Origin of the sequence: Proteus penneri (assembly GCF_022369495.1) — a bacterium.
In the GTDB taxonomy this organism is placed as follows: Bacteria; Pseudomonadota; Gammaproteobacteria; order Enterobacterales; family Enterobacteriaceae; genus Proteus; species Proteus penneri.
Map to the genome: position 1 here is coordinate 1,862,749 of NZ_CP059690.1, position 26,407 is coordinate 1,889,155.

A 26,407-nucleotide genomic window follows, 5' to 3' on the forward strand; every position below is an offset into this window, starting at 1 on the left:
TTAATTTTGTAGAAAATAAAGCGCATAATTTTCAGGTGTATTCATTTCTATAAAAAATTAATTTCTTATTATAAAAATAATTAAAACCCATTGTTTATTATATGGTTAATCATTCATCATATTGAAATTTATCATTTTTTTAACATTAAATGATTATTTATAATATATTTAAAGTCGCCACACTTAATAATGATAATTATTATCAATATCATTTTTAAAATATAATAAATAATTTGTTGCCTTTCGAAAATAATATGTTATCTTCTGCACCAAGTCATTGGGGAGTAGCCTGTCTTAAAATAAAAAACATTATTTTAAGAAGTCTGTATCAACATACTCGCTTATTTTTATTTAGCGTGGTACAGATGCCGTAATACGGTTGGCAAGACCATAGACACATGATTGTACTTCTTTGGTTGGGGGTCAATTGTGTGTATATGGAAATACCCCAACCGAGGCTTTATTATGAGTTTCTACGCTACTATCATTCTCGCCCTAGCCCTTTCTATGGACGCATTTGCTGTCGCTGTCTGTAAAGGTGCCACATTACACAAACCCCGTTTTCGCGAAGCGCTCCGCACTGGATTTATATTTGGTATTATTGAAGCCAGCACACCCGTTATTGGTTGGGCATTAGGTTTATATACTAGCCAATATATTATTCAATGGGATCACTGGGTTGCCTTTGGATTACTGTTTGTTCTAGGCAGCCGGATGATTTACCAGAGCTTAAAACGTGGTGATGACTGTCCTTGTGAAGAAGATGCTCCACAACGTCACGGCTCACTATCTTTAATCGCAACAGGTATTGCAACAAGTCTTGATGCAATGGCAATTGGCGTCGGTTTAGCGTTCCTTCAAGTCAATATTGTTCATACCGCAATGACAATTGGTATGATGACCATGATCATGGCAACTCTGGGTATGTTAATTGGCCGTTATATTGGGCCAGTACTTGGAAAAAAAGCAGAAATTATTGGCGGGATTGTATTAATTGCTATCGGCTTTAATATTGTATTTGAACACTTAGAATTATTTATGTACGCTAAATAATCGCTAATAAATCATATTAAAAAGCTTAGGTTTGAAATATCACGACCTAAGCTTTTTTATTAACTTAACAAAATACTTTTATTTCACGTTATTAAGCATGACGTTGATAGACACGAATTAAAAAGTCTGTTTCACATTCAAAGTCTTTACTTTCCGCTAATGCCTGTTTTACTTCTTCACTTGCACGCCATGCAAACGGTGTCATTTGTAATAAATCAAAAGCCTGCTTACCGTTTAAATTCATCATATAAGCAACTTGATGTTCAGACACTTTATTAAATCCATCGAATTGTTCTTCTTTTAATGGATGAAGATGTACTTCTGAATAAATCAGTGATTTTAACTGATAGAGATGACGCGGCGCTGGCGTAACAGTAATAATATAACCATTGTGCACAATAACTCTTGCTAATTCATCACTATTACAAGGGGCGTAAATACGCACAACCGCATTTAAAGAAGCATCACAAAAAGGTAAACGTTGACTTGAGGCTACACAAAAATGAATTGATGAATAACGTTTAGCTGCATATTTAATCGCAACCTTTGAAACATCTAAGCCATACACTTGTGGGTTATGTAATTTTAAGTTTTGATAAAACTGATGAGTATAATAACCTTCACCACACCCAATATCCAATATAACACTGTTATCTTCAGGCAATAATCTTTGTATTAATTCAGCCACTTTATCTCGCATTGGCTGGTAAAAACCTGCATCTAAAAACGTACGGCGTGCGTTTATCATTTCAGCACTATCACCGGGCTCTTTTGAGCGTTTAAATTGCACTGGCAATAAATTGACATACCCTTCTTTAGCACAATCAAATTGATGATTATTTTCACAGATCCAACTGTGGGCTTGAAGAGAGAGAGCCTGATAACATAATGGACATTGATAAGACATAGTAATATTTTTGTATAACTCAGAGTAGAATAGGGAGAGATAATAACATACCTCTCCTAATCTTGCGGAAAACCTGACTATTTATTTTTAATTTTAAGTCATGCTTTTTATACTAAGTAGCTTAATAATTACAACTTATAGACGGTTCAAGTACGTTTTAGTTTTTCAGTATTCGCGATAAATAACGCAATAACTAACAACAATATTGCACCTGATTGTATTAGCGTATCAACCGAATTTTTATGCTCTACAATAATTAAACGCACTATTGCCGTTATTCCAATATAAATAAAATATCTAAGGGGGAAATGGCCGCCAGATAAAAAATACTTAACAATAAGCGCAATAAACTCAAAATAAAGAAAGTAGATCAAAATACCTTCTAATAATTGATAAGACGACTCTTCTGCGCCTAAATTAAATAATAATGAAGCAATTACATACGTTTCTTTGATAAGAAAACTGACTAATACAATCGCTAAAATAAGTAATCCAATATTAAGCACCCACTGTAATATAGTGGCAATGCATTTCAGTAATTCTTCGCTTGATTTTTTCATATAAACTATAACCTAGTGGGATCATTCCGTGATATGTAAAAATAATAAAAGGTCAATTAGACAATTTTAATGGATTTACACATTCATCACACCATTTTTTTATCTTTTAGAGCCAAAAAACCAAGAATAATGATGCGGTAATCGCAATATTTACTTTAAAATTTCAACTTGTAAGCTGATTTACCTATACTTAACTTCAGGGCTAATATATTAAAAAGGCACACTATGGCTAACAAATACCTCGTTGCAATTGATTTATTAGAAGATAGCAGAATTCAGCGCATGATCGAAGATATTCACTTCCTAGCTAGAAAACCAGAAAATTATTTCCATTTCATTACAGTGATGCCCAACTTGCGCTCTTTAGAAACTTATGGGCTTAATTGTGATAGCCCGTCTGTTATTGAAAAAAAGCAACAAGCTTTAGTTTTATTAACAGAAAAATTAGAACAATGTGTGACACAGCAATTTAACTTACCCAAAGAACAATACCAATGCCATGCCGTTATTGGTACACCTAATTATAATATTCTAGAATTAGCAGAAAAAATTGATGCGGATACCATTATTATAGGTTCAAGCTCACGTAACCAACGCAATATATTACTGGGTTCGACAGCGGATTATATTGTAAACAACACGTCACGTTCAGTAATGGTTATTCGTAAGTAAAATAACTAATAGACTTTCCTTTTGGCAATAAAATTAGGTTATTTATTGCCAATAAATATTCTGCTATTCTTTTCGTTATAAATAGCACTAAATGCACCTTAATTTTTTCGTTTTAAATAGTTAACTTGCTAGAATACAGATCAAAAAACAAAAAATTCATCTCTTTTTTATCGCAATTTCTGCTTTTACCCTAAATTTAATTTCAATAAATTTTTTCATTCTCTATCTTCTAATATCTTAAATGAGATACTTATGAATCAAGATCTAAAACAGAAAATCTGTACATTTGAAGAAGGCTCTCCTGATGAAAATCCATGGGTAAATGGAAAGCCAACACCTTGTGTAATAAAGATTGAGCCATATAATAAATTATGGGTAATATTATATAATCAACAAAAAGAAAACATTATCCAAAAATTAAAAGGTAAATGTTTAGCTATTGAGCATATTGGGTCAACAGCAGTACCTGAATTAAGTGCAAAACCGATCATTGATATTGACTTAATTGTTGCTGATCCTGCCGATGAACCAAGCTATATTCCTGAGTTAAATCAGTTAGGCTATAAACTTACAGTAAGAGAGCCTTCGTGGTATCAACATCGTATGCTAAAACTAGAAACACCTAATGTGAATCTACATGTCTTTGCACCTAATTGCCCAGAACACCTTAGACATATTTTATTTAGAGATTGGTTAATTAACCATAAAGAAGATAGAGAATTATATATAGATGCAAAACTCAGCGCCAAAGAAGATGTTGAAAATGTACATCAATATAATCAGAAAAAAGATCACATTGTAAAAGCCATTTATCAGCGAATTTTTAATTCACTTTGAGTAACTTATCCTCCTTTTTATTTCGTATCCTCATACTATTTCTAAAATGAGGATAAAAATTTTACTATTAATTTTTATTCAAAAGATAACGATTGTCCTGTATTGAAATCTTTAGCGTTAAGATATTTTCGCCCTAATACCCCCGTACAATGACATCCATACACATCAATATTTTTATCTATAGCTTTTTTAGCACGTTGTAATGCTGATGGTGTTGCACAACGCAAATGTAGGCCCCCCACAATTGCTTGAATTTGATGATTTCCTGTTATTTTTTTCGCATGTTCAACTATAGATTCAATACCCGAATGGCTACAACCAGTAATAATTACTAGACCTTTTTTTCCTTGCCAAACAAGAAAACTATCATCAAGAACGAAATCATCTTCTTCTCCTGATCCATGAATAATAACACCATAGCGTTTATTCACCTGACGTTGCGTCACTTGTCCCGAATAGATAAAATTTTCCTCAATAGCTAAGGGTGCTTGTGTTAATTCAAAAGAAAACTGTGCTTCGAGTTTTGCACGATCAAATAAAGGCGCTAACCGTTTAAATTTAATATTTTTATTACCTAGAAAAAAGGCTGAATAGCGAACAGAAAATAAATGAGGATGAGCGATAATACGCGGTTTATGAGTAAAAAAATTTGCTTGCAAGTGTGTAAGCCCACCAAAATGATCATAATGTCCATGGGACACAACAATCGTTTTCAATGTGGTTAAATCAATACCCATTTTTTTTGCATTTGAAATAAAGGTAAGGTCTTTTCCAGTATCAAAGAGAATTTTCGCTTGGCACTCATCATCTTCTAACAATAATGATAAGCCAGAATAGTGATTAAGCGCTGGATTGACTGATTTATTTTCTAGTAATGCAGTGATGGTTAACATGAGTTTTGATGAGTATCGTTATTAGAAGATGGCTTATAGTAATTAAAAAAAGGAAGTGTTCCAAATATAAAAACCATTAATTTGTGTGACCCTCACTATTTCGTTACACAACCGCTGTTATATTAAAATCAAATATAACAGCGGTATAGTTATAAATTGCAGTGAATCTTATGCAACTATACAGTCAGCTAAGTCTTATCTCACCACCATAACAGAGCGTTTAGCGTAGCGTGTAATATCAGCAGCGGTTGAACCGATATGATAAGAATCATCTTCTGGATTATGGGAGCCAATTACGATTAAATCTGCGTTTACTTCATCTGCAACCTGCAATATGGCATCACGTGGTGTTCCTATGCAAATATGTGTTTGCATTCTATCGTCCGGCAAATCAAAACGCTCAATTATTTTTGTAAGCTCTTTTTCTGCTGACGCTTTTAAGCATCCTTGATCTAATTGATCACCATTCATAACAAGTCGATAATAAGAAGATTGTGGAAGTTTTGGGAGTACATACAAAAAATGAACATAAGGATCTTCATTTTTTGCAATATCTTCCACTAACGGAATTGCTTTGTTCATCAGGTTATCTTCATCAATATCAATGGGAACCAAAATATTCTTATACATACCGCCTCCTTTTATTTTAATTGTAGGATAGTGTATTTTTAAAAAATTACCGGATGTAGTTAACATATTTTAAAAATATTTTATTGCAAAAAAATAATATCTAATTTTCATTCAAAACAATAGCAAAAACAAAATCAATAAAAAATGAAAATAAATATAAAATTTATTTTTAATAATTTTTTATTTTAATAAACTATTAATTATTTTGTTAGCAATAGCATTTTATTTTTGATAAAAAAGCCTTATTAAATAAGGCTTTTTACTTTTACTCTATTGCTATAATATTACTTTTGAGTGAGATTTTTCTGTTTGTTCTTTTTAACATATTGATATCCTATTGCTAGTGCAATAAACCACAATGGTGTCACACTTAACGCTTGGCGAGTATCATGTTCGAAAGCTAATAACACTGTCATAAAAGCAAAGAAAGCAAGGCATAGCCATGACATCAGAATACCTAATGGCATTTTATAAATAGATTTTTCATGTAACTGTGGCCGTTTTTTACGATACGCTAAATAAGAGCATAAAATCATACTCCAAATAAACATAAATAATAACGCCGACACTGTTGTTACCAAGGTAAATACATGCATAACATCGGGAATAAAGTAGATTAATATAATTCCACATGACAGACATAAACTAGTAAATAACAGCCCATTGGCAGGTACAGCCCGTTTAGATAATTGGCTAAACTGCTTTGGTGCTTCGCCCTCTTTTGATAAACCGAATAACATACGACTTGTGGAAAATATTCCACTATTAGCAGAAGAGGCTGCAGCCGTTAATACGACAAAGTTTACTAAACTTGCCGCTGCGGGTATCCCTATCATGACAAATAGCTCAACAAATGGGCTTTTATCAGCCAAAATTGAGCGCCATGGTGTCACCGACATAATAATTGCTAAGGCCAATACGTAAAAAGTAATAATACGAATAGGAATAGCATTAATCGCTTTCGGCAATGATTTTTCTGGATTACGTGTTTCAGCCGCAGCGGTTCCTACTAATTCTATTCCGACAAAAGCAAAAATAGCGATTTGGAAGCCCGCAAAAAAACCACTTAGCCCTTTAGGAAACATTCCCCCATCATTCCAAATATTCTCTAATGCCGCGGTATGTCCCGCGGGAGATTCAAATCCAATACTGATAAGAACAATCCCTACAATGATCAAAGAAACAATCGCTGTTATTTTTATCATGGAGAACCAAAATTCCATTTCACCAAACAGTTTTACTGTCGCTAAGTTCAAAATAAGCAGTGTCAGCACACAAATAAAGGATGTTCCCCATTCAGGAAAATTAGGCGCCCAATAACTAATATAAGACGTTATGGCAACAATATCGGCAATACCTGTAATAACCCAACAAAACCAATAAGTCCAACCGACAAAAAAACCAGCCCACGGTCCTAATAAATCACCAGCAAAATCACTAAATGACTTATATTCTAAATTTGATAATAACAGCTCTCCCATAGCTCTCATCACAAAGAACAAGACAAAGCCAATTATCATATACACAAAAATAATTGATGGCCCAGCTAACGAAATGGTTTTCCCTGATCCCATAAATAGACCAGTACCGATAGCTCCACCAATAGCAATTAATTGAATATGACGATTTGTTAATCCGCGCTGTAGAGTGGCATTTTTCACTCTAACAGGAGGAGAAATTTCTGTTTGATCTTCCATACAATACCTGAAGTGTTTTCATATTTTTGATGTTGTTTTCACCGCTATTTTATTTTTTGACGCGGTAATATGTTTGCGAAATTATTGTGACACAAATCTCAGTATAAGTAATGAAAAGATCACTTTTAGTAAAATGAATGATGCTTTGATAACCAGATAAGATCCTTTCTTTAATTTAATCGGCGATATTTTATCCATTTGAAAAAAAATCGAAATAAGCACTTGACCATCACATTTTAGAGGAGAATAATCAGCGCATCGGGTTGTTAGCTCAGTCGGTAGAGCAGTTGACTCTTAATCAATTGGTCGGGAGTTCGAGCCTCCCACAACCCACCAATTTTAAGCTGATAAATCAGACAGTTACGCCACTTAGAAATAAGTGGCTTTTTTGTATCTGGAAGAAAGTGGCGACAAAATGGCGCATTTATCTTAAGCCGAAAACTTAAAATAATACGCCAATTAATAAAAACAGCATCTACTTATATTTCATCCCATTCTTATAATTAATGGAATTAATTAAAATAGAGAATTACTCTAACTTAATCAAACAATTTAATACAAACCACTAGAAAGTCTATTTTATCTCTTTTTTATCTTCAAATTCCCCACCAGAATCATCAATTAAAACATAGTTAATGGTATTTATTTTACTATCCTCTAGATTGATTTTCTGTTTGGAAAATGGCGCTATCATAGGAATAAGAATATTAGGATTATTTTCGCCAAATGCGGATTTAATGGTGACATAAAAAGGTGTCGGATTTTCAATTGTTAACTGTTTATCTGATTTTGTAAAAATAAGAGCTCGACTAACATCAGAAATCACCATTATTAAATCATCAGGGCGATAGAATACTTTTACTTGTAATCTGACGACAACATTAATTAAACCTTCATCATATTTTTTGTTCGCTGGCTTAGGCATGATTTCATATAAATTAAGCCAGTAAAGTGTCTCTTTCGCTTTATCTGTATTAGTAAATTTATTAATCACTCGTACCCGTTGTGATTCACTCGGTTTTAATTGTAATACTGGTGGTAATGATAAAGCGGAAACATCAGTTATGGTTTCTGGGGTATTTTCTGGGTTACCATCATCTACCCATGTTTGAACCACCACAGGAAGTTCACCATCATTTTTTATATTTAAGGATGCTTCTCTATCTGAGTGATAAAGGATCACTCTAGAACCCTCTAAGGCTAAATTCGCTTTGGCGATAAACGAAAAACACAGTAACAAAATAAAAATACCGCTCTTTTTCATATTTATTGCACCTGTATAATCACTTGTAATGTCGCATTAAATTTACCAGCAGTTATTTTCTCTCTCGGTAACGCTTCTAATGAGGCATATAATGTTTTAGTTAAATCGGTAATACCATTATTAAATGAGACTGAACTAGCATCATCATAAATAGGATACCAACCATAACTATCACCTTGCCCTTCATTCGCTAATGTTGATAATAAGTTTAATGGCACACCTGATGGACGATATATTCTTACACCAACCCCTTTTGCCATACTTGAGTCAGTACCATAACCATCTGTCACTAAATGAGTAATTGCGGCACCATTAGGTACTGTTAATCCTAATTCAATTGCTTTGTTAACATTTGCAGGTCTAGGTAAAAATCCCATTGCGGTTTGTCCCGCTCCAGTCCCACTGGAAATATTACTCAAACCATCGCTAGCGGGCGGTGCTGATTGACAATAAAAATCAATCGTAATAGGTAAAGTGACTTTTTTGCCACTTGCTAACTCATTAATAGTAACCAATGGAAATAAAACATAAGGCGTAACGTTTCGCACAAAACAAGTAGACGCATTACGTATATAAATTCGGCGAGACATATTTACAGCAGCAGGCCAATAAGCATAAAAACCATGATAATTTGTAGCGTGATCTGCACCATCTTTTAATAAATAAGAGAAATTAGAGCTTTGAAAAGCGATATAACCTGCCGGTTGATTAATAAAAGTAATTAACCCACTACTTGATTGTGCTGGTGGCATATCACTTGTTCTTTCATAGTTAATCTTAAATAACTCCACTTCCATATTAGAGAAATTTTTTGCTTTTACTAAGATCCATCCTTGGCTATCTCTTTCTAAATTATCTAAAGCACGAGATTTCCAATAGCGACTATAATATTCGCCTGTAATGGTATTTTTAATGCGAATACCCAATCCTCTTGCCAGACTAATATAGGTATCATTTAAACCTAATGTTGGATTAACTAGATTTCTACCACCATAATTATAGTCACCATTAGTTGAGTAAAACTCTCTTAATTTACCCTCTTCATCGGCTGTGCAACGAAATAATATCTGTTCTGGATCATAAACCTCATAACCCGCCTCAAAAAAAGAGACAAAACCACTCGCCACTAATGTACCCGGAATTTGAAACTGATCATTATTAACATTAATAACTTTAGGGGTACTTCCCATTGATCCCGAATCATCTCTCGCACCTTGCCAACTTTTCGCTGAACCTTTGCCCGGCTCGGTATAATACACACTATTAGGATTAGTCGTCGTAGTTGTTATTTTATAACATGTTGCCAAGGCTAAAGAAGGGAATAGCATCAAGGCTAAAGAAGGGAATAGCATCAAGGCTAAAGAAGGGAATAGCATCAAGGCTAATAAAATAGAGGAGTAATGAGAAAATAAACAGTGATTTAATTTCATAAGCATTGACCTGATAATAAAATGAGTTTATCTGCTTCTTTTTCTTCTGGTATTGAGTAATCAATTTGGCAACTATCTTCATCTTTACCGACAGTCAGTGTCCCTTTCCTATTTTCAACCCTGACATAAATCTGGTTACTTTGCCCTACCATACCAACAATGTGCTTATCTTTATCGAAAACATTTTCGCCTAATGTCAATTCACTTTCTGGCTTAATCGAAATCAATACAGGATATCCGACTTGGGTTTTAAAAACGATTTTGGTGCTTGAACCTGAATACGGTGCTATTTGCTTCGTACTTTCCAATAGCTCAATATTATTATTTCTAATATTTTTCCCATCCAAGCTAACATTGTTATATTGATAAGGGACAAGAGAAGGCACAATAGCATAACCAAAAGGATCAATGCGGGCGCCCATACCATTACTCACACTCGCACCACTTGCACCTTTTGCTTCTACTAAAGCAAAAGAATCACTAATACGAGGACCTAATGTTATCCCTCCACTGTGTGCAACTAACGCACCTTGAATACCTACGCTACCTTGCGTGTAATGTTTACCATTAGAGATACTGCCTGATAGCGTGGTAAAAGGAAGCTGTTTAATTAAATGTAAACCACTGCCTATCGCTCTATTTTGTGTGTCATAATCCGCATTTACACTATAAGAAAGCGTTTTATCTTCACCTAAAAGTCCTGATAAATTCGTTTGATAACTCGAATCATCGCTAGAATGACTAGAAGATAGTGATAGCATGGGTGAATAATCAGAGCGTCCTAATGGCATAGAAACAGATAACATAACCATATCCTCAGATATCGGATCGGTTGTTATTGGTGTAAAAGTATTATTTGCCGTCATTTGTCCCGTTTTTTGGCGACTATAAGCAAGGCTATAAGCAATATCTTTATAGGTATTTGAATAACCGATTTGATACTGGGCATCATGTCCTTTATTACCATAATAGTTACTGATAGAGCCCGAAATATAAAGCTGCCCCCACTTATCAAGAGACTGATTAACACTAAGTGTAAACTGGCTTTCTTGGTTATAGCTGCTGGAATTCCATTCCATGTCATTACTTGCACTTTTTCTCAACCCCAATACATCATTATATTCGCGAAAATTCTCTGTTGAATATTTATAACCTGCGAGTGTAATAACAGTATTTGTTGGGCTAAAAGTACGGCTATAACTAATGCCTAATCGTCCACCTTGATAATTTTTACCGTCCACTTCAGCGTTTGAAAATGCTGAATTAAAACCGATTGCACCTAATTTTGTAGCAATAACAGAGCCGACAAATATGGCTTGATATTGGTGTCCTACACGTACCCCCGTATTTAGCGTTACCATATTGTTCACACCATATTGCAAAGCAATATCTGAAAAATAGCTATTTTCTGCAGCAAAGTTATTCACTTCACCCGCAGTAAAGTTATATTTAAGGCGCCCAGCTCTTACAGATTCAGGTAATGCGGTAAATGGCACTGTAAAAGAAGAAATTTTGCCATTACTTTCGTAAATTTCGACAAACAAATCTCCTTCATAACTAGTTGGATAAAGATCATTTATTTCAAATTGCCCAGGTGACACAGTCGTTTGATAAATTTCAGTACCATTTTGTTTTATCACTATACGGGCGGTTGTCGTCGCAATACCACGAATAACAGGTGCATAACCTTTTTGAGAATCTGGCAACATTCTTTCATCAGACATTAATTGAATACCTTTAAATGCCAGACTTGAAAATTGTGCGCCTGTTGTATAAATATCACCGACAACTAACATCGACTTTAATGTCAGTAACGGTTTTTGTAGATAAGTTCTAATCCAATTAAATTCACTATTACTTCCCGACTTTGATGAATTATAAGAGTAAGACGCTTGTTGACGAAATTGCCAGGTTCCTAAATTTATGCCCATGTTGACACTACCAAAACCATAGTCTGAGCTTTGTCCGTTCGATTTATTCTTATAGTAATTACCAGAATAATTAGAGAACAACATGGTATTGCCCGCATCTAAATCATCTTCATTGACATAACCTTGTGGCCTTCGTTTTAATAAGATTTGAGGCACTGCAATCATGATTCTAAAATTAGAAGCATCAAATGAATCTATAATATTTTTATTAATTTGGTTTAATACTAAACATTGATTATTATCTTGACTAAGTTCATCATCCAGCAAGATCCCCATATCATCAATCTGTTGTTGATTAAAACAAGGCGTCACTTTACCGTTATCATTTAATTGAAAATACACTATTTTTCTTTCAAAAAAGCGATTATTAATGTAGATATCAACATCATAATTGCCAGGCTCCACATAATTACTATCATGAAGCTGATTAATGTTGATATTACTTTTGCTACCTAGTAATAAAGAAGGATCAAATTCATAATCATCGGCCAATGCAGAAGGCATTGATTGAATAAATAGAGAAAATGAGCCGATTAAGAATACGACTTTTATTCTCTTATTTAATTGTGCTGTGTTTTTTTCTATAGATTTCATTTCAATTCCATTTTTTTAATGAATTAAATCTGTCGCACTATTTTGCCCACCTAGATCATTAATGTATTTATAGGTCATTTTATCGGGTGAAAATGAAATCGTTCTGCCATTTTTAGCGACTAATACTTCCGTTGATAACGGAGAAACCATAGTTGGTTTAAATATAAATTTTTGACCCGAAGTATTCGTGGCCTCAAGTTGCGAAAATGACACAAAAAAAGGTGAATCGTTTTTAACTTTTATAGTTCCATTATTCTCTTTTGAGAATGATATTTGTTTCTCGATATTATTTAGCTGTGAGACAATCTCAGTTGGACGATAAAATATTTTTAATCGATGATGCACAATAACCGTAAAGCTATTTCCTTCTTTTATATCTTTATTCAAATCTTTAGGTGGAATTTGTGCCACATTTAAAAAGAAAATAGATTCTTTATCTTGTGGTAGACCTTCGCCAGTATAAATTAATCGCGCGTCTCTCCCTGTTTTAGGATCGATACGAAAAACGGGGGGTTGAATAACAAAAGGGGCATCTGCATTATCTGGGGTTGAATTAGGATTATTTTTATCTACCCAGATTTGCATAATGTAAGGAATTTCATCGTTATTCATAAACTTTAAAACTTCAAAACGTGAATCCGATGAATAAACAATACGTGTTTTTAGCATGGTGACACTAGAATACGACGCAGTGCTATAACTTAAGAAAAATACGATAATTAGCATTATTATTTTTTTCATTACTTATCTCCCTCTTATATAAATAAAAAATGCCTCCTTTATATAAAGGAGACATATAAACATTATTGATAAGAGATAGAGTACTGCACACTACCCTCTACTTTACCTGCTGTTGCAACATCATCTGCATAATAACGTACAGCATAATCATAAGATGCTGATTTTTCGTTTGCTTTTAACACTAAGCCTTCGTTACCTACACCAGTTAAATCAATTTTTGTACCGGTTTTCGCAGGGTCAATAATTTCTAAACTAACATTGTTATTTGCTGCTGTGTTACCAATACGACCTTCTGTTGTCAGATTATTAGCAATAAATATAGTTTTAATATTTGTATCTGTTGGTTTAGAACCAGTACAACCACTCACTGCAATAGTAAATGGTGTCTGACCTGCTGTTTTACCCGCAGTATCTAATGCGGTTACGGGCACGGTTGGTAATAAAACAACAGGAAGTGCTGAATTACCATTAACCGTTACAGTACAAGTTTCATCAGAAACTTCGCCTTGAAAACGGATAGTGTTATCAGAAGCCGCATAAACTGTAGATGAAAAAATACCTGCGATCATCGCAGTAAGAAGCATTTTATTCATAATAAAGCTCTCTCTTGTTATATATTTAAATAAGTTGTTTTTGGGGTTAAATAAACGAAAAGGCTCACACGAAATAAAATGTTATCAATAACATTATTTCATGTTTATTACGTAATAATATTTAAGTATTTGCAATTATCATCTCATTTACTCGTAAAACGCAACTACATTTAACACGTATAAAGCGTAATATTTATATATTTTTCGATTTTAAGCATATTCTTATAGTCTAAATATGACTATTTCGCATTTTTAACAAAAAAAACATCTATTTATTAGGATTAATATTAAAAAAAATATTAACTTACTTAAAATTGATATTTATCATTTTTAATAAAAAAAGTTCAATAAATTCATTATTTTTTAAAATTTAAAATAAAATCATCCGTATTATTTTAGCATTATCTATATCACCTGTTTCTTTCAGTAATATTTAAATTAGATTAATAAATTAACATTTATTTAATTGATAAAGTTTATTTACAACAAATGCATTCGCTATATTATAATTAATATAACCACAGATTGTTTAACTTATATTTATTAACCTATTAATGAAAAACAAGGGAAGCATTTTAAATAATAGTATCTTTCACTTAATTATTATATTTTTATATAACTATATATATTTATTTAATCTAAACGTAAAACATTCTCAAACTTATTCAGGTTCTCTTTACTAAAAATAATAGAAATAAAAAGTATGTTGCTTACTTTTTTTAATGATATTTCATAATCTCCTACTGGGAGAAAAATAATTTCTCCTGCGCGATATTTTGGATCATCTGGCTCTAAATCACCGCCAGTTGTATCCTCTCCAGCACCAATAAAAACTTTACCTGATGGACAGTTTATATTTATTCTTACATCTGGATCTTCAATTTTATCGCATAGATTAATAGTGTAAAAACCATCATTACCTAAACCAATAAATGCAATATTGCCTTTATTCATCTCATCTAACTCATCATCAGGTATGCTCCACCAATCTGCTGTATCTGATTTTCTATGTTGGATCGCTTGTAAATCAAAAATAGCCAGAGTTGCCGTATCAGTCATAAAAGAAAATGCGTTTGACATATTAATGCTCCAAAAAACAGTTTTGATCGTACCAAAATATTTCCCTTCCCTTATATATTGGATAATTATATAGGATTTTATCTATACTATTTGGCAAACCAATTACTTATACTAGACTTATATTTTATGCACTACTTATACTCTAAATAATTTGCAACAACTTGAAGATATGCAAACAAATACTCTAAATAATCCAAGTTATAGCTAGGCGACAATGCTGTGGCTTGAAATATGACGAATATATACATGGACGATCTTATGAAATTACAACGACTCCTTATCCCTCTTTCCCTTTATGCGATTTCCTCATCGCCAGCAATCGCTGCTTCTGCTCAATGTACAAATACTGAAAAGCAAACCAATATTGCCAATAGTGACATTATATTGCTCAGCTCTTATAACGGCCCAGTTAAATCCGTCACGATGACCAGCACGATACCCCATGACGGACGTTTTAAAGCACTAAAAGGTGAAATCCACTTTGATGAATGTGGAAAGTTATTGAAAAATAGCACATCAATGCAAGAGTACTTTGAAGGCAATGTAGAAACTAATTTAATAAGAACATTGCCTAATAACCCTTCTGTTATCCGATATCAATTTCAGATAAAGAATGCCTATGGCTCACACTCTATCTACATGCAAGAAACCTATCATCAAGATAAACAGAACCGGTTTAACAAAAGAGTAATCCAATATTACGGAAATGATGGCACTTTATTAGATACAGTCACTAGCCAATTCGACTATAAAGATGGACGCATTATTAAAGAAACAAGCGAATCGTCTGATCCTACAACTAAGCCTATCACAACAGAGTACATCTATAGCCCTCAAGGAAAACTACAATCTGTAATAGAGGACGGCAAAATAAATGTAGAATACCAGTATGATCTCGACGGAAAAGTTGTTACTCAATCAAACTATATCAAAGGCATTAATGGAGAGGATAAAGCCTTTATCACCACCTGCCTTGAATGGGACAAATTTGCTAACTGTTCAAAAGAGGAACTTGAAAGTACGATTACATTTAATGATAAAGTCATTAATTTCAGTAAAGCCATGCTTCATAACGAGTTTATTTATTACGAATAATGTTTACATTATATCTTTTGTATCTAATTTAAATAAACAATAAAGGCCACCTCATTAAATAAGGTAGCCTTTGATTTATCTAATTTTATTATGTATTACGATATTGAGTCTCAGCTTCTTCAAAGCGTTGTTGATTCTCTTTGCTTGGTGCTTTCCCCATTAAACTAATGACAACGATAGCAATAGAAGCAAAGATAAAGCCGGGAATAATTTCATATAACCCAAACCATTTATATTGCATCCACACTAACACAGTTAAAGCCCCTATCAACATTCCGGCAAATGCACCATTACGAGTCATACGTTTCCACATTACAGAAATGAGGATCACAGGACCAAAAGCAGCACCAAAACCTGCCCACGCATTACTCACTAAATCAAGCACCTTATTGTTTGGGTCACGCGCTAAGAAAATTGCGATGATCGCAACTAATAACACCATGCCACGCCCTACCCAAACTAGCTCTTTTTGGCTCGCTCTTTTACGAATAAATGGTTTGTATAAATCTTCAGTTAATGCACTTGCGCAGACTAATAATTGACAGCTTAATGTACTCATGACCGCTGCTAGAATTGCAGACAAAAGAATACCAGCAATCCATGGATTAAAGAGCAGCGAAGCCAGCTCCATAAAAATACGTTCATTTTTAGCTGTTACAGCACCCGCTTGTGCTGGATTCATTTCAAAGTAAGCAATACCAAAGAATCCAACCGCAACCGTGCCGCCCAAACAGAGGATCATCCACGTCATACCGATACGACGTGCTTTACGAATTGTTTGATTTGAATCTGCTGCCATAAAACGCGCTAAGATATGAGGTTGCCCAAAGTAACCTAATCCCCACGCCAATAAAGAGATAATGGCAATAAAATCAAGACCTTTGAACATATCAAGATAAGACGGATCTTTTGCTTTAATAATGGCAATAGAAGTATCAATGCCGCCGACTGAGAAAATTACAATAATAGGTGTCAGGATCAGAGCAAAAATCATTAACGTTGCTTGGACTGTATCTGTCCAACTTACTGCAAGAAAGCCACCTAAAAAGGTATATGCGATAGTTGCAATCGCACCATAAATCATAGCTTCGTGGTAAGGGATATGGAACGTAGATTCAAACAGCATTCCACCAGCAACCACGCCTGAAGCACAATAGATAGTAAAGAAGGTAAGAATAACTAACGCTGAAATAATACGTAGCATTTTACTTTTATCATCAAAACGTGATGTCAAATAATCGGGTAACGTCAATGCATTATTGTTTTTTTCAGTTTGCAAACGCAAACGCCCCGCAACTAAACGCCAGTTTAGCCATGCTCCTAAACAGAGGCCAATAGCTATCCAACTTTCTGAAATACCAGCGAAAAATACTACGCCAGGTAATCCCATTAATAACCAACCACTCATATCTGAAGCACCCGCTGACAGCGCAGTGACTACACTGCCCAATCGCCGACCGCCAAGAATATAATCATCAAAGTTTTTTGTTGAACGATAAGCAAGGTAGCCAATAAAAAGCATACCCAAGATATAGATCGTAAATGTAATTAGCATTGGCGAAGTTAGAGCCATAATTGCAGTTCTCCATAAATCTGTTTCCGATCATCGGTATGCTTTTGACTTGTACAGGAACGTTGCACTTCGTTGCGCATTAATGATCTTTTCAGTTTTTAATTAAAATAATTTCTTACAGCAACAGATAAAGCATTCACATCAATCCTAGAATAGGTTAACTGCATTTAACAAGAAATTAACGTTTAAATGTTTAAATTTTGTTTATGACCTCACACTATTTGTCTTAATTCGAGGGTTCATTATAAATACAAACATCAATAAAATAAATATAATTTATTGATTTATATGCAAATATATAGAAATGGACAAATTAAACTATTTTTAATTATGTACAAAACCTGACTACTTTCACATTATTTATAAATAAATTGTTAACAATGTTGCACAAAGTTGCAACATGAATGATATTAATAAAAATAACGGGTAACTGTACTTGTGAATTAGAAATAGAATATGAGGAGCACTGCATGAGTAGCACAACAATGGGTGTTAGACTTGACGAAGAAACCCGCAATAGATTAAAAAAAGCTGCGCAGAAATTAGATAGAACATCACATTGGTTAATTAAACAGGCTATTTTCAATTATCTAGAACAAGTTGAAAATGATCAGATTAATATTGGTCACTCCGTATTTGCAGAGCAAGATCTTGATGAAAGCACTGAAATACCAACCGCTCATTATCAGCCCTTTTTAGAGTTTGCTGAACATATTCACCCGCAGTCTGTTTTACGCTCAGCAATTACTTCTGCATATCGCACACCTGAAACACAAGCTGTACCTATGCTATTGCAGCAAGCGACATTACCTGAAAATGAGGCTCAAGCAACACACAAATTAGCCTATTCCATTGCCGAAAAACTACGTAACCAGAAAAATGGTGTTGGACGCTCCGGGTTGGTTCAAGGTCTATTACAGGAATTTTCACTTTCTTCACAAGAAGGTGTTGCCCTAATGTGTTTAGCTGAAGCTTTATTACGTATTCCAGATAAAGCCACGCGTGATGCCCTTATTCGTGACAAAATTAGTCATGGTAATTGGCGCTCACACTTAGGACAAAGTCAATCGATGTTTGTGAATGCAGCGACATGGGGCTTATTATTCACGGGTAAATTAGTTTCTACTCATAATGAAGAAAAACTCTCTAACTCTTTAAATCGCATCTTGACCAAAAGTGGTGAGCCATTAGTGCGCAAAGGCGTTGATATGGCCATGCGTTTAATGGGTGAGCAATTTGTGACAGGTGAAACTATTTCTCAAGCACTTGCAAATGCACGCAAACTTGAAGAAAAAGGCTTTAGCTACTCTTATGACATGTTAGGAGAAGCAGCATTAACAGAAAAAGACGCGCAAGATTATTTAGTTTCTTATCAGCAAGCCATCCACGCAATTGGTAAAGCATCTAATGGCAGAGGTATTTATGAAGGCCCTGGAATATCTATCAAGCTTTCAGCATTACATCCTCGTTATAGCCGTGCTCAATATGAGCGAGTGATGTCAGAGCTTTACCCTCGCCTACTCTCATTAACATTACAAGCAAAGCAATACGATATCGGGATTAATATTGATGCAGAAGAAGCGGATAGACTAGAAATTTCACTCGACTTACTTGAAAAACTCTGCTTTGAACCTGAATTAGCTGGCTGGAATGGAATTGGTTTTGTTATTCAAGCTTACCAAAAACGTTGTCCATTAGTTATTGATTATGTCATTGATTTGGCACGCCGTAGTCGTCGTCGCTTAATGATCCGTTTAGTGAAAGGCGCCTATTGGGATAGCGAGGTCAAACGCGCTCAAATTGATGGTCTTGAAGACTATCCTGTCTATACTCGCAAAGTGTATACCGATGTCTCTTATCTTGCTTGTGCAAAAAAACTACTCGCATCACCTAATTTTATTTACCCACAATTCGCCACGCATAATGCGCACACACTATCAGCAATTTATCATTTAGCGGGTCAAAACTATTACCCCGGACAATATGAATTCCAGTGTTTACACGGTATGGGAGAGCCACTTTATGCACAAGTTGTAGGAAAAATAGCAGACGATAAATTAGGTCGTCCTTGTCGTATTTATGCACCTGTAGGAACACATGAAACATTACTTGCCTATTTAGTCCGTCGCCTACTTGAAAATGGTGCCAATACCTCCTTTGTAAACCGAATTGCAGATACCACAATTTCTCTTGATGAATTAGTGGCTGATCCAGTTAAAGAAGTGAATAGAATGGCTCAAGTCGAAGGCCAAGTTGGACTTTCACATCCTAAAATTCCGCTTCCTAATCAACTGTATGGTGATGAGCGTAAAAACTCACCCGGTATTGATATGTCAAACGAACATCGCTTGGCATCGCTTTCTAGTGCTTTATTAACATCAGCAACTGAAAATATACATTGCGAACCTTTATTAGGTGATACGTTTAACTCTTCAGAAAAAACACCAGAACCTCAATCTGTATTAAACCCAGCCAATCATACGGATATTGTAGGTACAGTAAGAGAAGCGACCGAAGCAGAGGCAGATTTTGCTTTAACCATTGCTCAAGAAAAAGGCGAGATCTGGTTTGCAACACCCCCAGCAGAAAGAGCCTCGTTCTTGATCCGTACAGCGGAATTAATGGAACAGCAAATGGGGCCACTTATGGGAATATTAGTGCGTGAAGCGGGTAAAACTTACAGCAATGCCATTGCGGAAGTTCGTGAAGCCATTGATTTTCTTTATTACTATGCAGCACAAGTGACTCAGGATTTTGATAACAATACACATCGACCTTTAGGGCCTGTGGTTTGTATCAGCCCGTGGAATTTCCCATTAGCCATATTCAGTGGACAAATTGCCGCAGCTTTAGCCGCTGGTAATACGGTTCTTGCAAAACCCGCAGAGCAGACACCTTTAATTGCATCAAAAGCCGTTGAGCTTTTCCATCAAGCAGGAGTTCCTTCTTTTGCTCTACAACTGCTACCAGGGCAAGGTGAAACCATTGGTGCTCGTTTAGTGGCTAATGAGCGTGTTCGTGGCGTGATGTTTACAGGCTCGACAGATGTTGCACATATTTTACAAAAAACCTTAGCGGGTCGATTAGATAGCGAAGGTCACCCGGTGCCTTTAATTGCAGAAACGGGTGGCTTAAATGCCATGATTGTGGATTCATCTGCATTAACAGAACAAGTGGTGACTGATGTTATGGCATCTGCTTACGATAGCGCGGGGCAACGTTGCTCAGCTTTACGTCTGTTATGTATTCAAGAAGAAGTGGCCGATCATACTATCGAGATGCTTAAAGGTGCGATGGCGCAAGCTACAATTGGTGATCCAAGTTTGCTATCCACCGATATTGGTCCTGTTATCGATAAAGAAGCAAAATCAGCCATAGAGAAACATATTCAATCTATGCGCACAACAGGCTACGATATTTATCAAGCTTCACACAATAACCTGCCAAAACACATTGAAAATAACAGTACCTTTGTTCAACCGACTTTAATTGAGTTAGATAAAGTCAGTTCATTGAAGAAAGAAATCTTTGGCCCTGTATTACATGTTGTGCGTTATGCAAGTCAAGATTTACCTGCTTTGCTAGAAGAGATTAATGCGACAGGCTATGGCTTAACAATGGGCGTTCATACGCGTATTGATGAAACAATTGCTTATGTTGCCTCACATGCCAAAGTGGGGAATTTATACGTAAACCGTAATATGGTCGGTGCGGTTGTCGGTGTTCAACCCTTTGGTGGTGAAGGATTATCCGGTACAGGCCCGAAAGCTGGTGGCCCTGTTTATCTGTACCGCTTATTATCCAAACGCCCTGAAAATGCAGCAACGCAAACACTAGCGCGTCAAGATGAAACATTCCCGCTTGATACTTCTATGCGTAATTTACAAACTTACCATAAGTATGTGGAATGGTTATCAAACAAAACAGATAAATCACACTATGAAGCCTTAGAAAAATATGCCCTTGCATCCCAAGCAGGCACATTACGTGTATTACCGGGTCCTACTGGTGAGCGTAACACCTATCAATTAGTTCCTTGCGGTCATGTGTTGTGTATTTCCGATAATGAGCAAGATGTATTCACTCAAATTGCAGCTGTTCTTGCTTCTGGTTGTCATGCCGTTGTCGTTAATAGCCTATTCTCACAAAAAACATATCGTGAATTGCCTGATATTGTCAGAAAAGCCATTACATTGACGGAAAACTGGCATGATGAGTCACTGAAAATAAATGCTGTGATTTACCATGGTGATGGCGATCAATTACGTGAAACTTGCCAGAAAATTGCTCAACGTAAAGGGGCAATAATTTCTGTTCAAGGGTTTTCTCGTGGTGAGACGGGTCTCTTGTTAGAACGTTTATTACATGAAAGAGCCTTAAGTATTAATACAGCAGCAGCAGGAGGCAATGCAAGCTTAATGACGATTAGTTAATTCCCCCTTCTCTTTCTCTCCTTGTCTTTGAGACCACCTTTAAAGTTTGTTTTCTTAGAGGTGGTTTTTTCTTTTGTTACTCTATTATTTCTAAAGAGATAGTCAAAAGTGTTATTTTTTTGGAAGAACAACAGAAAGGTAAATAAAGTATGATTAGATTATAAACAACAAAGAAAGGAGTAGGCTAGGCTACTCCTTTTAAGGTCTCTCTTGAGCGCAATTAGTGACTGCTATTCATCGATGGTGGTTCTTGACACCAATCGAGATATTGCTCGTACTTACGTAGCGCAATATTGTAGTTACTAAATGCAGAGGGAGTGAGCTTTTTACTCAGGTCTGACTGAATTTTCTCTGTCGTAAATTCTTGACGAGGAAAATTAGTTGAAGTCAGTAATTCATCGAGCCGACGTAAACGAACCACATACTCACGAACAGTACTGTGGCTCATCTCCGTTTGTTCAAACAAATACTGCTTAAAAGACATAATGTCAAAGTAGTCAGTTTCACTATTACAGTAAATCTCACTACAAAAACGGCATAGCGCAGAGAATTTCTCTTGTAACGTTTCCCACGTTTCATCATCAATTAAATCCGTCATTTCAGAAATGGCTTCTTTATTGATAACTTGGCGATTGAATACGAGAGAGATCCGATCCAACGCCTTGTGGCAATGTAGACAATGAGTCTGGCTGTGTTTATAGTCTTTAATGTAACGGCTTAGCGGCCGTTTCTTTTGTGTTGAAACAGACATAAGAGATAAAGCCCTGTGTTGTAGTCTTAATAAACAAAAACAAAAATAAGCAAAACTTCTATTTCTCTGGGTTTAAGCGTGCTCGCAACCTTTTTATGGCTTGGCTGTGTAGCTGGCTCACGCGGGATTCCCCGACATTAAGCACTGCGCCTATTTCTTTCAAATTAAGTTCTTCCTGATAATACAGAGTAAGAACCATTTTTTCCCTTTCGGGAAGCAATTCTATCGCGTCTATGACTCTTTGGCGAATATCACTTTCTAACAACATCTGTAATGGATTGTCATCATGATCTTCGTCTTGAGACGGTTCACAGCTTTCACCGTAAATTTCATGCCATTCGTCATAAGAGAACAATTGGCTGTTATTCGTATCCAATAGGATCTGCCGGTATTCTGCTAACTCAATCTGCAAATGATCAGCAACTTCCTGTTCTAATGGTGGTCGTCCTAGATCCTGCTCTAATTGATGAATAGAATGAGTAACTTCTCTTGCATTACGACGCACACTGCGTGGCGCCCAATCTCGACTACGTAGCTCATCTAACATTGAGCCACGGATACGTTGAACAGCATAAGTGGTAAAGGCAGCACCTTGCATTGAGTCATAACGCTCAACGGCGTTTAATAACCCAATCCCACCCGCTTGCAAAAGATCATCCAATTCAACACTCGCAGGTAACTTGACCTGTAATCGTAATGCTTCATGGCGAACCAACGGGACATATCGCTCCCAGAGGCTATTTTTGTCCATCACGCCTTCGGCGGTATACAAATCACTCACAACAAAAGACACCTTTGGATAAAAGACCGGAAACCATTATCTGGCGAAATAAATTTAGCAATCGGCTGAACAGTGAAGCAAAAGCGCCTCTTTTTCACCTATGCCAAATTTTCAGCAAAAATCGGGTTTTCATTGATAATTAATTTGTCATTGCATTACGAGAACTACTTTACCTTACAAGAGGAGCGACTAATCCTTAGAAAAACCGTTAATTAAATTGATAATTTAGCTCATTAAAAGAAATCGATGCATTGAATCTGCATTCTGTTCATAAAAAAATAACATATAAATCATAGTATTTTATTTTGTGAGATTTTAGCTTCTAATTAGCAAGTTGAAATACTCATAAATGATTAATTAAAAAAACGATTGTTTTGATGATAAAACACCCACTACAAAATAATGTAATGGGTGTCATTTGAGGGTTATTTAAGATTGAAATTAACGAAGCAGTGATAATACGTTTTGAGGCATTTGGTTTGCTTGCGCAAGCACAGAGGTGCCTGCTTGTTGCAGGATTTGACCTTTACTCATATTAGAAACTTCTGTCGCATAATCGGCATCTTCTATACGGCTACGTGATGCGGTCAGATTATTAACCGTGTTGCCTAAGTTAGCAATGGTAGAATCTAATCGGTTTTGCACGGCACCCATGGCACTGCGTAGGCTATCAACTTGAGATAATGCTTTATCTAGTGTTGATAATGGTTGTTCATTAACGATATCTAAACCTGCTACCGCTGTTGTAGTAACATTCACTGTTGCTTTAGCACCTGCAGCACCAGGAGTTACAGTTGCATCAAAGTAACCTTCAACACCTTTTGCATCAACAGTTTGTACGATAAGTTTTGATTTATCGTCTTTACCATCGGCACCTTTTGCATAATAGATATTATAGCTTTTAATTGTGCCTTTTGTAACTTTGTCATCTAGCGCTTGAGTATCTAACTGTTGTATTTCTTGTTTAGAACTAACAGTCACTTCTGCTTCTATTGCTTTAGAACCGAGTTTGCTTTTTGCTGATAAATCCAATTTATCAATACCCAATGTAGTCGCATCCATTTTTTTCAGATCAACACTGATTTGTTCTTTATCATGCGCCCCCACTTGTAAATTTAATGTGCTATCTTCACTTAACACTTTTACGCCATTAAATTGAGTCTGCGCTGAAATACGGTTAATTTCCGCAGTACGTTGATTCACTTCTTCCTGAATAGATTTAATATCAGAATCTGAATTAGAACCATTTTTTGCTTGGACGGTTAATTCACGAATACGTTGCAGGTTATTATTAATCTCATTCAAGGCCCCTTCTGTAGTTTGCGCAATCGAAATACCATCGTTCGCATTACGTGCAGCTTGAGTTAAACCTTTAACATTAGAAGTAAAGCGGTTTGCAATCGCTTGACCCGCTGCGTCATCCTTGGCGCTATTAATGCGTAAACCAGAAGATAAACGTTGAATGGCATTACCTAATGCACTTTGTGAACGATTTAAATTATTTTGAGTGACCAATGATAAGTAATTGGTATTAATAACTTGTGCCATAATATTTTCCTGTTTGCTCATTTCAGCAAAATTAATTAATTGAATATATTTCTTTTTATTTCTTTTTAATTAAATTCCTAAATACCAAGTCACCCAATAAATATTGACTTTACATTTAAAAATAAATTAATCCGAAATATAAAAGCGAATAACGCCGTTATTATCTTAAAAGTGATAATACGTTTTGAGGCATTTGGTTTGCTTGCGCAAGCACAGAAGTGCCTGCTTGTTGCAGTATTTGACCTTTACTCATATTTGACACTTCTGTTGCATAATCAGCGTCTTCTATACGGCTACGTGATGCGGTCAGATTATTAACCGTGTTGCCTAAGTTAGCAATGGTAGAATCCAAACGGTTTTGCACAGCACCCATGGCACTGCGTAAGCTATCGACCTGAGCAAGTGCATCATCTAGTCCTTTTAATGGTGCATTGTTAATTGTTGCTGTAGTTGTAGTGGTAGGTGTAATTTCTGCACCTTTCTTTAAATCCACTTTACCACCAGGAAGAAAGACTTTTTTTGCGGGATCAACAGCTTTTGATATATCTAAAGTTGCTTTAAACGTTTTGATTTTACCTGAAGCATCTTTCACTTCTAGTGCCAGTTTAGTTTTATCTTCTTTACCATTTGCATCTAGTGCATAATAGACGCCTTCTAAAGACTCACCTGTAGCTAAACTTTTTTTTAACGACGCAGTATCGATATCAATATCTTTAAGTTTAGGAGGAGTATCTCCATTAGATACCGTAACTACACTCGTTGAGCTACCATGTAATTGTTCCGGCTTTGCAGAAAGATCCAATTTATCAATACCCAATGTAGTGGCATCCATTTTTTTCAGATCAACACTGATTTGTTCTTTATCATGCGCACCCACTTGTAAATTTAATGTACTGTCTTCACTTAACACTTTTACGCCATTAAATTGAGTCTGTTCTGAAATACGGTTAATTTCCGCAGTACGTTGATTCACTTCTTCCTGAATAGATTTAATATCAGAATCTGAATTAGAACCATTTTTTGCTTGGACGGTTAATTCACGAATACGTTGCAGGTTATTATTAATCTCATTCAAGGCCCCTTCTGTGGTTTGCGCAATCGAAATACCATCATTCGCATTACGTGCAGCTTGAGTTAAGCCTTTAACATTAGAAGTAAAACGGTTTGCAATCGCTTGACCCGCTGCGTCATCCTTGGCGCTATTAATGCGTAAACCAGAAGATAAACGTTGAATGGCATTACCTAATGCACTTTGTGAACGATTTAAATTATTTTGAGTGACCAGTGACAAGTAATTGGTATTAATAACTTGTGCCATAATATTTTCCTGTTTGCTCATTTCAG

At 35.5% G+C, this 26,407-nt stretch carries 21 protein-coding genes, 1 tRNA gene and 1 riboswitch; of the genes, 6 read left to right on the forward strand and 16 right to left on the reverse strand.

All coding sequences use genetic code 11. The features are described from left to right. Nucleotides 1-267 precede the first annotated feature (267 nt). Nucleotides 268-381, forward strand: a riboswitch (yybP-ykoY riboswitch). A gap of 84 nt (nucleotides 382-465) precedes the next feature. Further along, nucleotides 466-1,053, forward strand: coding sequence for a manganese efflux pump MntP (gene mntP / locus H1225_RS08505; RefSeq protein ID WP_006533102.1), 588 nt, complete (start codon nucleotides 466-468; stop codon nucleotides 1,051-1,053). Between the two features lie 91 nt (nucleotides 1,054-1,144). Here mntP and rlmA read toward each other — a convergent pair whose 3' ends face one another. Then, nucleotides 1,145-1,960 (reverse strand): 23S rRNA (guanine(745)-N(1))-methyltransferase, encoded by an 816-nt coding sequence (rlmA, locus tag H1225_RS08510; RefSeq protein WP_006533103.1) that lies wholly within the window; start codon nucleotides 1,958-1,960, stop codon nucleotides 1,145-1,147. A 146-nt stretch (nucleotides 1,961-2,106) separates the two neighbouring features. Then, nucleotides 2,107-2,520: a phosphate-starvation-inducible protein PsiE gene (psiE, locus tag H1225_RS08515; RefSeq protein WP_109395708.1), complete on the reverse strand. Its 414-nt coding sequence runs from the start codon at nucleotides 2,518-2,520 to the stop codon at nucleotides 2,107-2,109. A 225-nt stretch (nucleotides 2,521-2,745) separates the two neighbouring features. Here psiE and H1225_RS08520 point away from each other — a divergent pair, with 225 nt between their 5' ends. Beyond that, complete coding sequence (locus H1225_RS08520; protein WP_006533105.1) at nucleotides 2,746-3,192, forward strand: universal stress protein; 447 nt, start codon at nucleotides 2,746-2,748, stop codon at nucleotides 3,190-3,192. Between the two features lie 252 nt (nucleotides 3,193-3,444). Next, the gene (locus H1225_RS08525; RefSeq protein WP_161724464.1) at nucleotides 3,445-4,029 is read left to right on the forward strand and encodes a GrpB family protein; all 585 of its coding nucleotides are present in this window, start codon (nucleotides 3,445-3,447) and stop codon (nucleotides 4,027-4,029) included. A gap of 74 nt (nucleotides 4,030-4,103) precedes the next feature. Here the strand turns inward: H1225_RS08525 and H1225_RS08530 are convergent, their stop codons facing one another. From H1225_RS08530 to cycA, 3 genes are all read right to left on the reverse strand, one after another. Further along, nucleotides 4,104-4,922, reverse strand: a complete 819-nt coding sequence (locus H1225_RS08530; protein WP_006533107.1) for an MBL fold metallo-hydrolase — start codon at nucleotides 4,920-4,922, stop codon at nucleotides 4,104-4,106. 195 nt (nucleotides 4,923-5,117) lie between these two features. Further along, nucleotides 5,118-5,552, reverse strand: a complete 435-nt coding sequence (locus H1225_RS08535; RefSeq protein WP_072063016.1) for a universal stress protein — start codon at nucleotides 5,550-5,552, stop codon at nucleotides 5,118-5,120. Between the two features lie 284 nt (nucleotides 5,553-5,836). Continuing rightward, nucleotides 5,837-7,249, reverse strand: coding sequence for a D-serine/D-alanine/glycine transporter (cycA, locus tag H1225_RS08540; RefSeq protein ID WP_109847306.1), 1,413 nt, complete (start codon nucleotides 7,247-7,249; stop codon nucleotides 5,837-5,839). Nucleotides 7,250-7,509: 260 nt separating this feature from the next. Here cycA and H1225_RS08545 point away from each other — a divergent pair. Then, a tRNA-Lys gene (locus H1225_RS08545) sits at nucleotides 7,510-7,585 on the forward strand. 238 nt (nucleotides 7,586-7,823) lie between these two features. On the opposite strand, the gene H1225_RS08550 is transcribed toward H1225_RS08545, so the two are convergent. The 6 genes from H1225_RS08550 to H1225_RS08575 all read right to left on the reverse strand — a co-directional run bounded on the left by H1225_RS08550 (nucleotide 7,824) and on the right by H1225_RS08575 (nucleotide 14,882). Then, entirely contained in the window at nucleotides 7,824-8,513 is a 690-nt protein-coding gene (locus tag H1225_RS08550) for a fimbrial biogenesis chaperone (RefSeq protein WP_161671014.1), read from the reverse strand. Between the two features lie 2 nt (nucleotides 8,514-8,515). Continuing rightward, nucleotides 8,516-9,943, reverse strand: coding sequence for a fimbrial protein (locus H1225_RS08555; RefSeq protein WP_239739667.1), 1,428 nt, complete (start codon nucleotides 9,941-9,943; stop codon nucleotides 8,516-8,518). Continuing rightward, nucleotides 9,940-12,468, reverse strand: coding sequence for a fimbria/pilus outer membrane usher protein (locus H1225_RS08560; RefSeq protein WP_161671013.1), 2,529 nt, complete (start codon nucleotides 12,466-12,468; stop codon nucleotides 9,940-9,942). Before H1225_RS08560 ends, H1225_RS08555 begins: the two co-directional genes overlap by 4 nt. Nucleotides 12,469-12,483: 15 nt before the next feature. Beyond that, nucleotides 12,484-13,209 carry a fimbrial biogenesis chaperone gene (locus tag H1225_RS08565; protein ID WP_161748345.1) on the reverse strand — a complete coding sequence of 242 codons (726 nt, stop codon included), beginning with the start codon at nucleotides 13,207-13,209 and terminating at the stop codon, nucleotides 12,484-12,486. A 62-nt stretch (nucleotides 13,210-13,271) separates the two neighbouring features. Continuing rightward, a complete protein-coding gene (locus tag H1225_RS08570) occupies nucleotides 13,272-13,802 on the reverse strand; it encodes a fimbrial protein (protein WP_109847301.1) in 531 nt (176 codons plus the stop codon). A 633-nt stretch (nucleotides 13,803-14,435) separates the two neighbouring features. Beyond that, nucleotides 14,436-14,882: a DUF6386 family protein gene (locus H1225_RS08575; RefSeq protein WP_115065456.1), complete on the reverse strand. Its 447-nt coding sequence runs from the start codon at nucleotides 14,880-14,882 to the stop codon at nucleotides 14,436-14,438. A 258-nt stretch (nucleotides 14,883-15,140) separates the two neighbouring features. On the opposite strand from H1225_RS08575, the gene H1225_RS08580 reads away from it, so the two are divergent. Beyond that, nucleotides 15,141-15,977: a hypothetical protein gene (locus H1225_RS08580; protein ID WP_157955966.1), complete on the forward strand. Its 837-nt coding sequence runs from the start codon at nucleotides 15,141-15,143 to the stop codon at nucleotides 15,975-15,977. Between the two features lie 88 nt (nucleotides 15,978-16,065). On the opposite strand, the gene putP is transcribed toward H1225_RS08580, so the two are convergent. Continuing rightward, nucleotides 16,066-17,550, reverse strand: a complete 1,485-nt coding sequence (putP, locus tag H1225_RS08585) for a sodium/proline symporter PutP (RefSeq protein ID WP_161670771.1) — start codon at nucleotides 17,548-17,550, stop codon at nucleotides 16,066-16,068. 470 nt (nucleotides 17,551-18,020) lie between these two features. Here putP and putA point away from each other — a divergent pair, with 470 nt between their 5' ends. Next, on the forward strand, nucleotides 18,021-21,983 hold the full coding sequence (putA, locus tag H1225_RS08590; RefSeq protein WP_239739669.1) for a trifunctional transcriptional regulator/proline dehydrogenase/L-glutamate gamma-semialdehyde dehydrogenase: 3,963 nt from the start codon (nucleotides 18,021-18,023) through the stop codon (nucleotides 21,981-21,983). 220 nt (nucleotides 21,984-22,203) lie between these two features. Here the strand turns inward: putA and fliZ are convergent, their stop codons facing one another. The 4 genes from fliZ to H1225_RS08610 all read right to left on the reverse strand — a co-directional run bounded on the left by fliZ (nucleotide 22,204) and on the right by H1225_RS08610 (nucleotide 26,381). Further along, the gene (gene fliZ / locus H1225_RS08595) at nucleotides 22,204-22,734 is read right to left on the reverse strand and encodes a flagella biosynthesis regulatory protein FliZ (RefSeq protein ID WP_006533125.1); all 531 of its coding nucleotides are present in this window, start codon (nucleotides 22,732-22,734) and stop codon (nucleotides 22,204-22,206) included. Between the two features lie 58 nt (nucleotides 22,735-22,792). Then, a complete protein-coding gene (locus H1225_RS08600) occupies nucleotides 22,793-23,515 on the reverse strand; it encodes an RNA polymerase sigma factor FliA (RefSeq protein ID WP_036912728.1) in 723 nt (240 codons plus the stop codon). 441 nt (nucleotides 23,516-23,956) lie between these two features. Beyond that, nucleotides 23,957-25,063: a FliC/FljB family flagellin gene (locus tag H1225_RS08605; RefSeq protein ID WP_219515216.1), complete on the reverse strand. Its 1,107-nt coding sequence runs from the start codon at nucleotides 25,061-25,063 to the stop codon at nucleotides 23,957-23,959. A gap of 160 nt (nucleotides 25,064-25,223) precedes the next feature. Further along, a complete protein-coding gene (locus H1225_RS08610) occupies nucleotides 25,224-26,381 on the reverse strand; it encodes a FliC/FljB family flagellin (RefSeq protein WP_219515214.1) in 1,158 nt (385 codons plus the stop codon). Nucleotides 26,382-26,407 lie beyond the last annotated feature (26 nt).

Coding starts and splice junctions, on each gene's coding strand:
- mntP (WP_006533102.1), top strand. CDS start 466: ATGAGTTTCTACGCTACTATCATTCTCGCCCTAGCCCTTTCTATGGAC.
- rlmA (WP_006533103.1), bottom strand. CDS start 1,960: ATGTCTTATCAATGTCCATTATGTTATCAGGCTCTCTCTCTTCAAGCC.
- psiE (WP_109395708.1), bottom strand. CDS start 2,520: ATGAAAAAATCAAGCGAAGAATTACTGAAATGCATTGCCACTATATTA.
- H1225_RS08520 (WP_006533105.1), top strand. CDS start 2,746: ATGGCTAACAAATACCTCGTTGCAATTGATTTATTAGAAGATAGCAGA.
- H1225_RS08525 (WP_161724464.1), top strand. CDS start 3,445: ATGAATCAAGATCTAAAACAGAAAATCTGTACATTTGAAGAAGGCTCT.
- H1225_RS08530 (WP_006533107.1), bottom strand. CDS start 4,922: ATGTTAACCATCACTGCATTACTAGAAAATAAATCAGTCAATCCAGCG.
- H1225_RS08535 (WP_072063016.1), bottom strand. CDS start 5,552: ATGTATAAGAATATTTTGGTTCCCATTGATATTGATGAAGATAACCTG.
- cycA (WP_109847306.1), bottom strand. CDS start 7,249: ATGGAAGATCAAACAGAAATTTCTCCTCCTGTTAGAGTGAAAAATGCC.
- H1225_RS08550 (WP_161671014.1), bottom strand. CDS start 8,513: ATGAAAAAGAGCGGTATTTTTATTTTGTTACTGTGTTTTTCGTTTATC.
- H1225_RS08555 (WP_239739667.1), bottom strand. CDS start 9,943: ATGAAATTAAATCACTGTTTATTTTCTCATTACTCCTCTATTTTATTA.
- H1225_RS08560 (WP_161671013.1), bottom strand. CDS start 12,468: ATGAAATCTATAGAAAAAAACACAGCACAATTAAATAAGAGAATAAAA.
- H1225_RS08565 (WP_161748345.1), bottom strand. CDS start 13,209: ATGAAAAAAATAATAATGCTAATTATCGTATTTTTCTTAAGTTATAGC.
- H1225_RS08570 (WP_109847301.1), bottom strand. CDS start 13,802: ATGAATAAAATGCTTCTTACTGCGATGATCGCAGGTATTTTTTCATCT.
- H1225_RS08575 (WP_115065456.1), bottom strand. CDS start 14,882: ATGTCAAACGCATTTTCTTTTATGACTGATACGGCAACTCTGGCTATT.
- H1225_RS08580 (WP_157955966.1), top strand. CDS start 15,141: ATGAAATTACAACGACTCCTTATCCCTCTTTCCCTTTATGCGATTTCC.
- putP (WP_161670771.1), bottom strand. CDS start 17,550: ATGGCTCTAACTTCGCCAATGCTAATTACATTTACGATCTATATCTTG.
- putA (WP_239739669.1), top strand. CDS start 18,021: ATGAGTAGCACAACAATGGGTGTTAGACTTGACGAAGAAACCCGCAAT.
- fliZ (WP_006533125.1), bottom strand. CDS start 22,734: ATGTCTGTTTCAACACAAAAGAAACGGCCGCTAAGCCGTTACATTAAA.
- H1225_RS08605 (WP_219515216.1), bottom strand. CDS start 25,063: ATGGCACAAGTTATTAATACCAATTACTTATCATTGGTCACTCAAAAT.
- H1225_RS08610 (WP_219515214.1), bottom strand. CDS start 26,381: ATGGCACAAGTTATTAATACCAATTACTTGTCACTGGTCACTCAAAAT.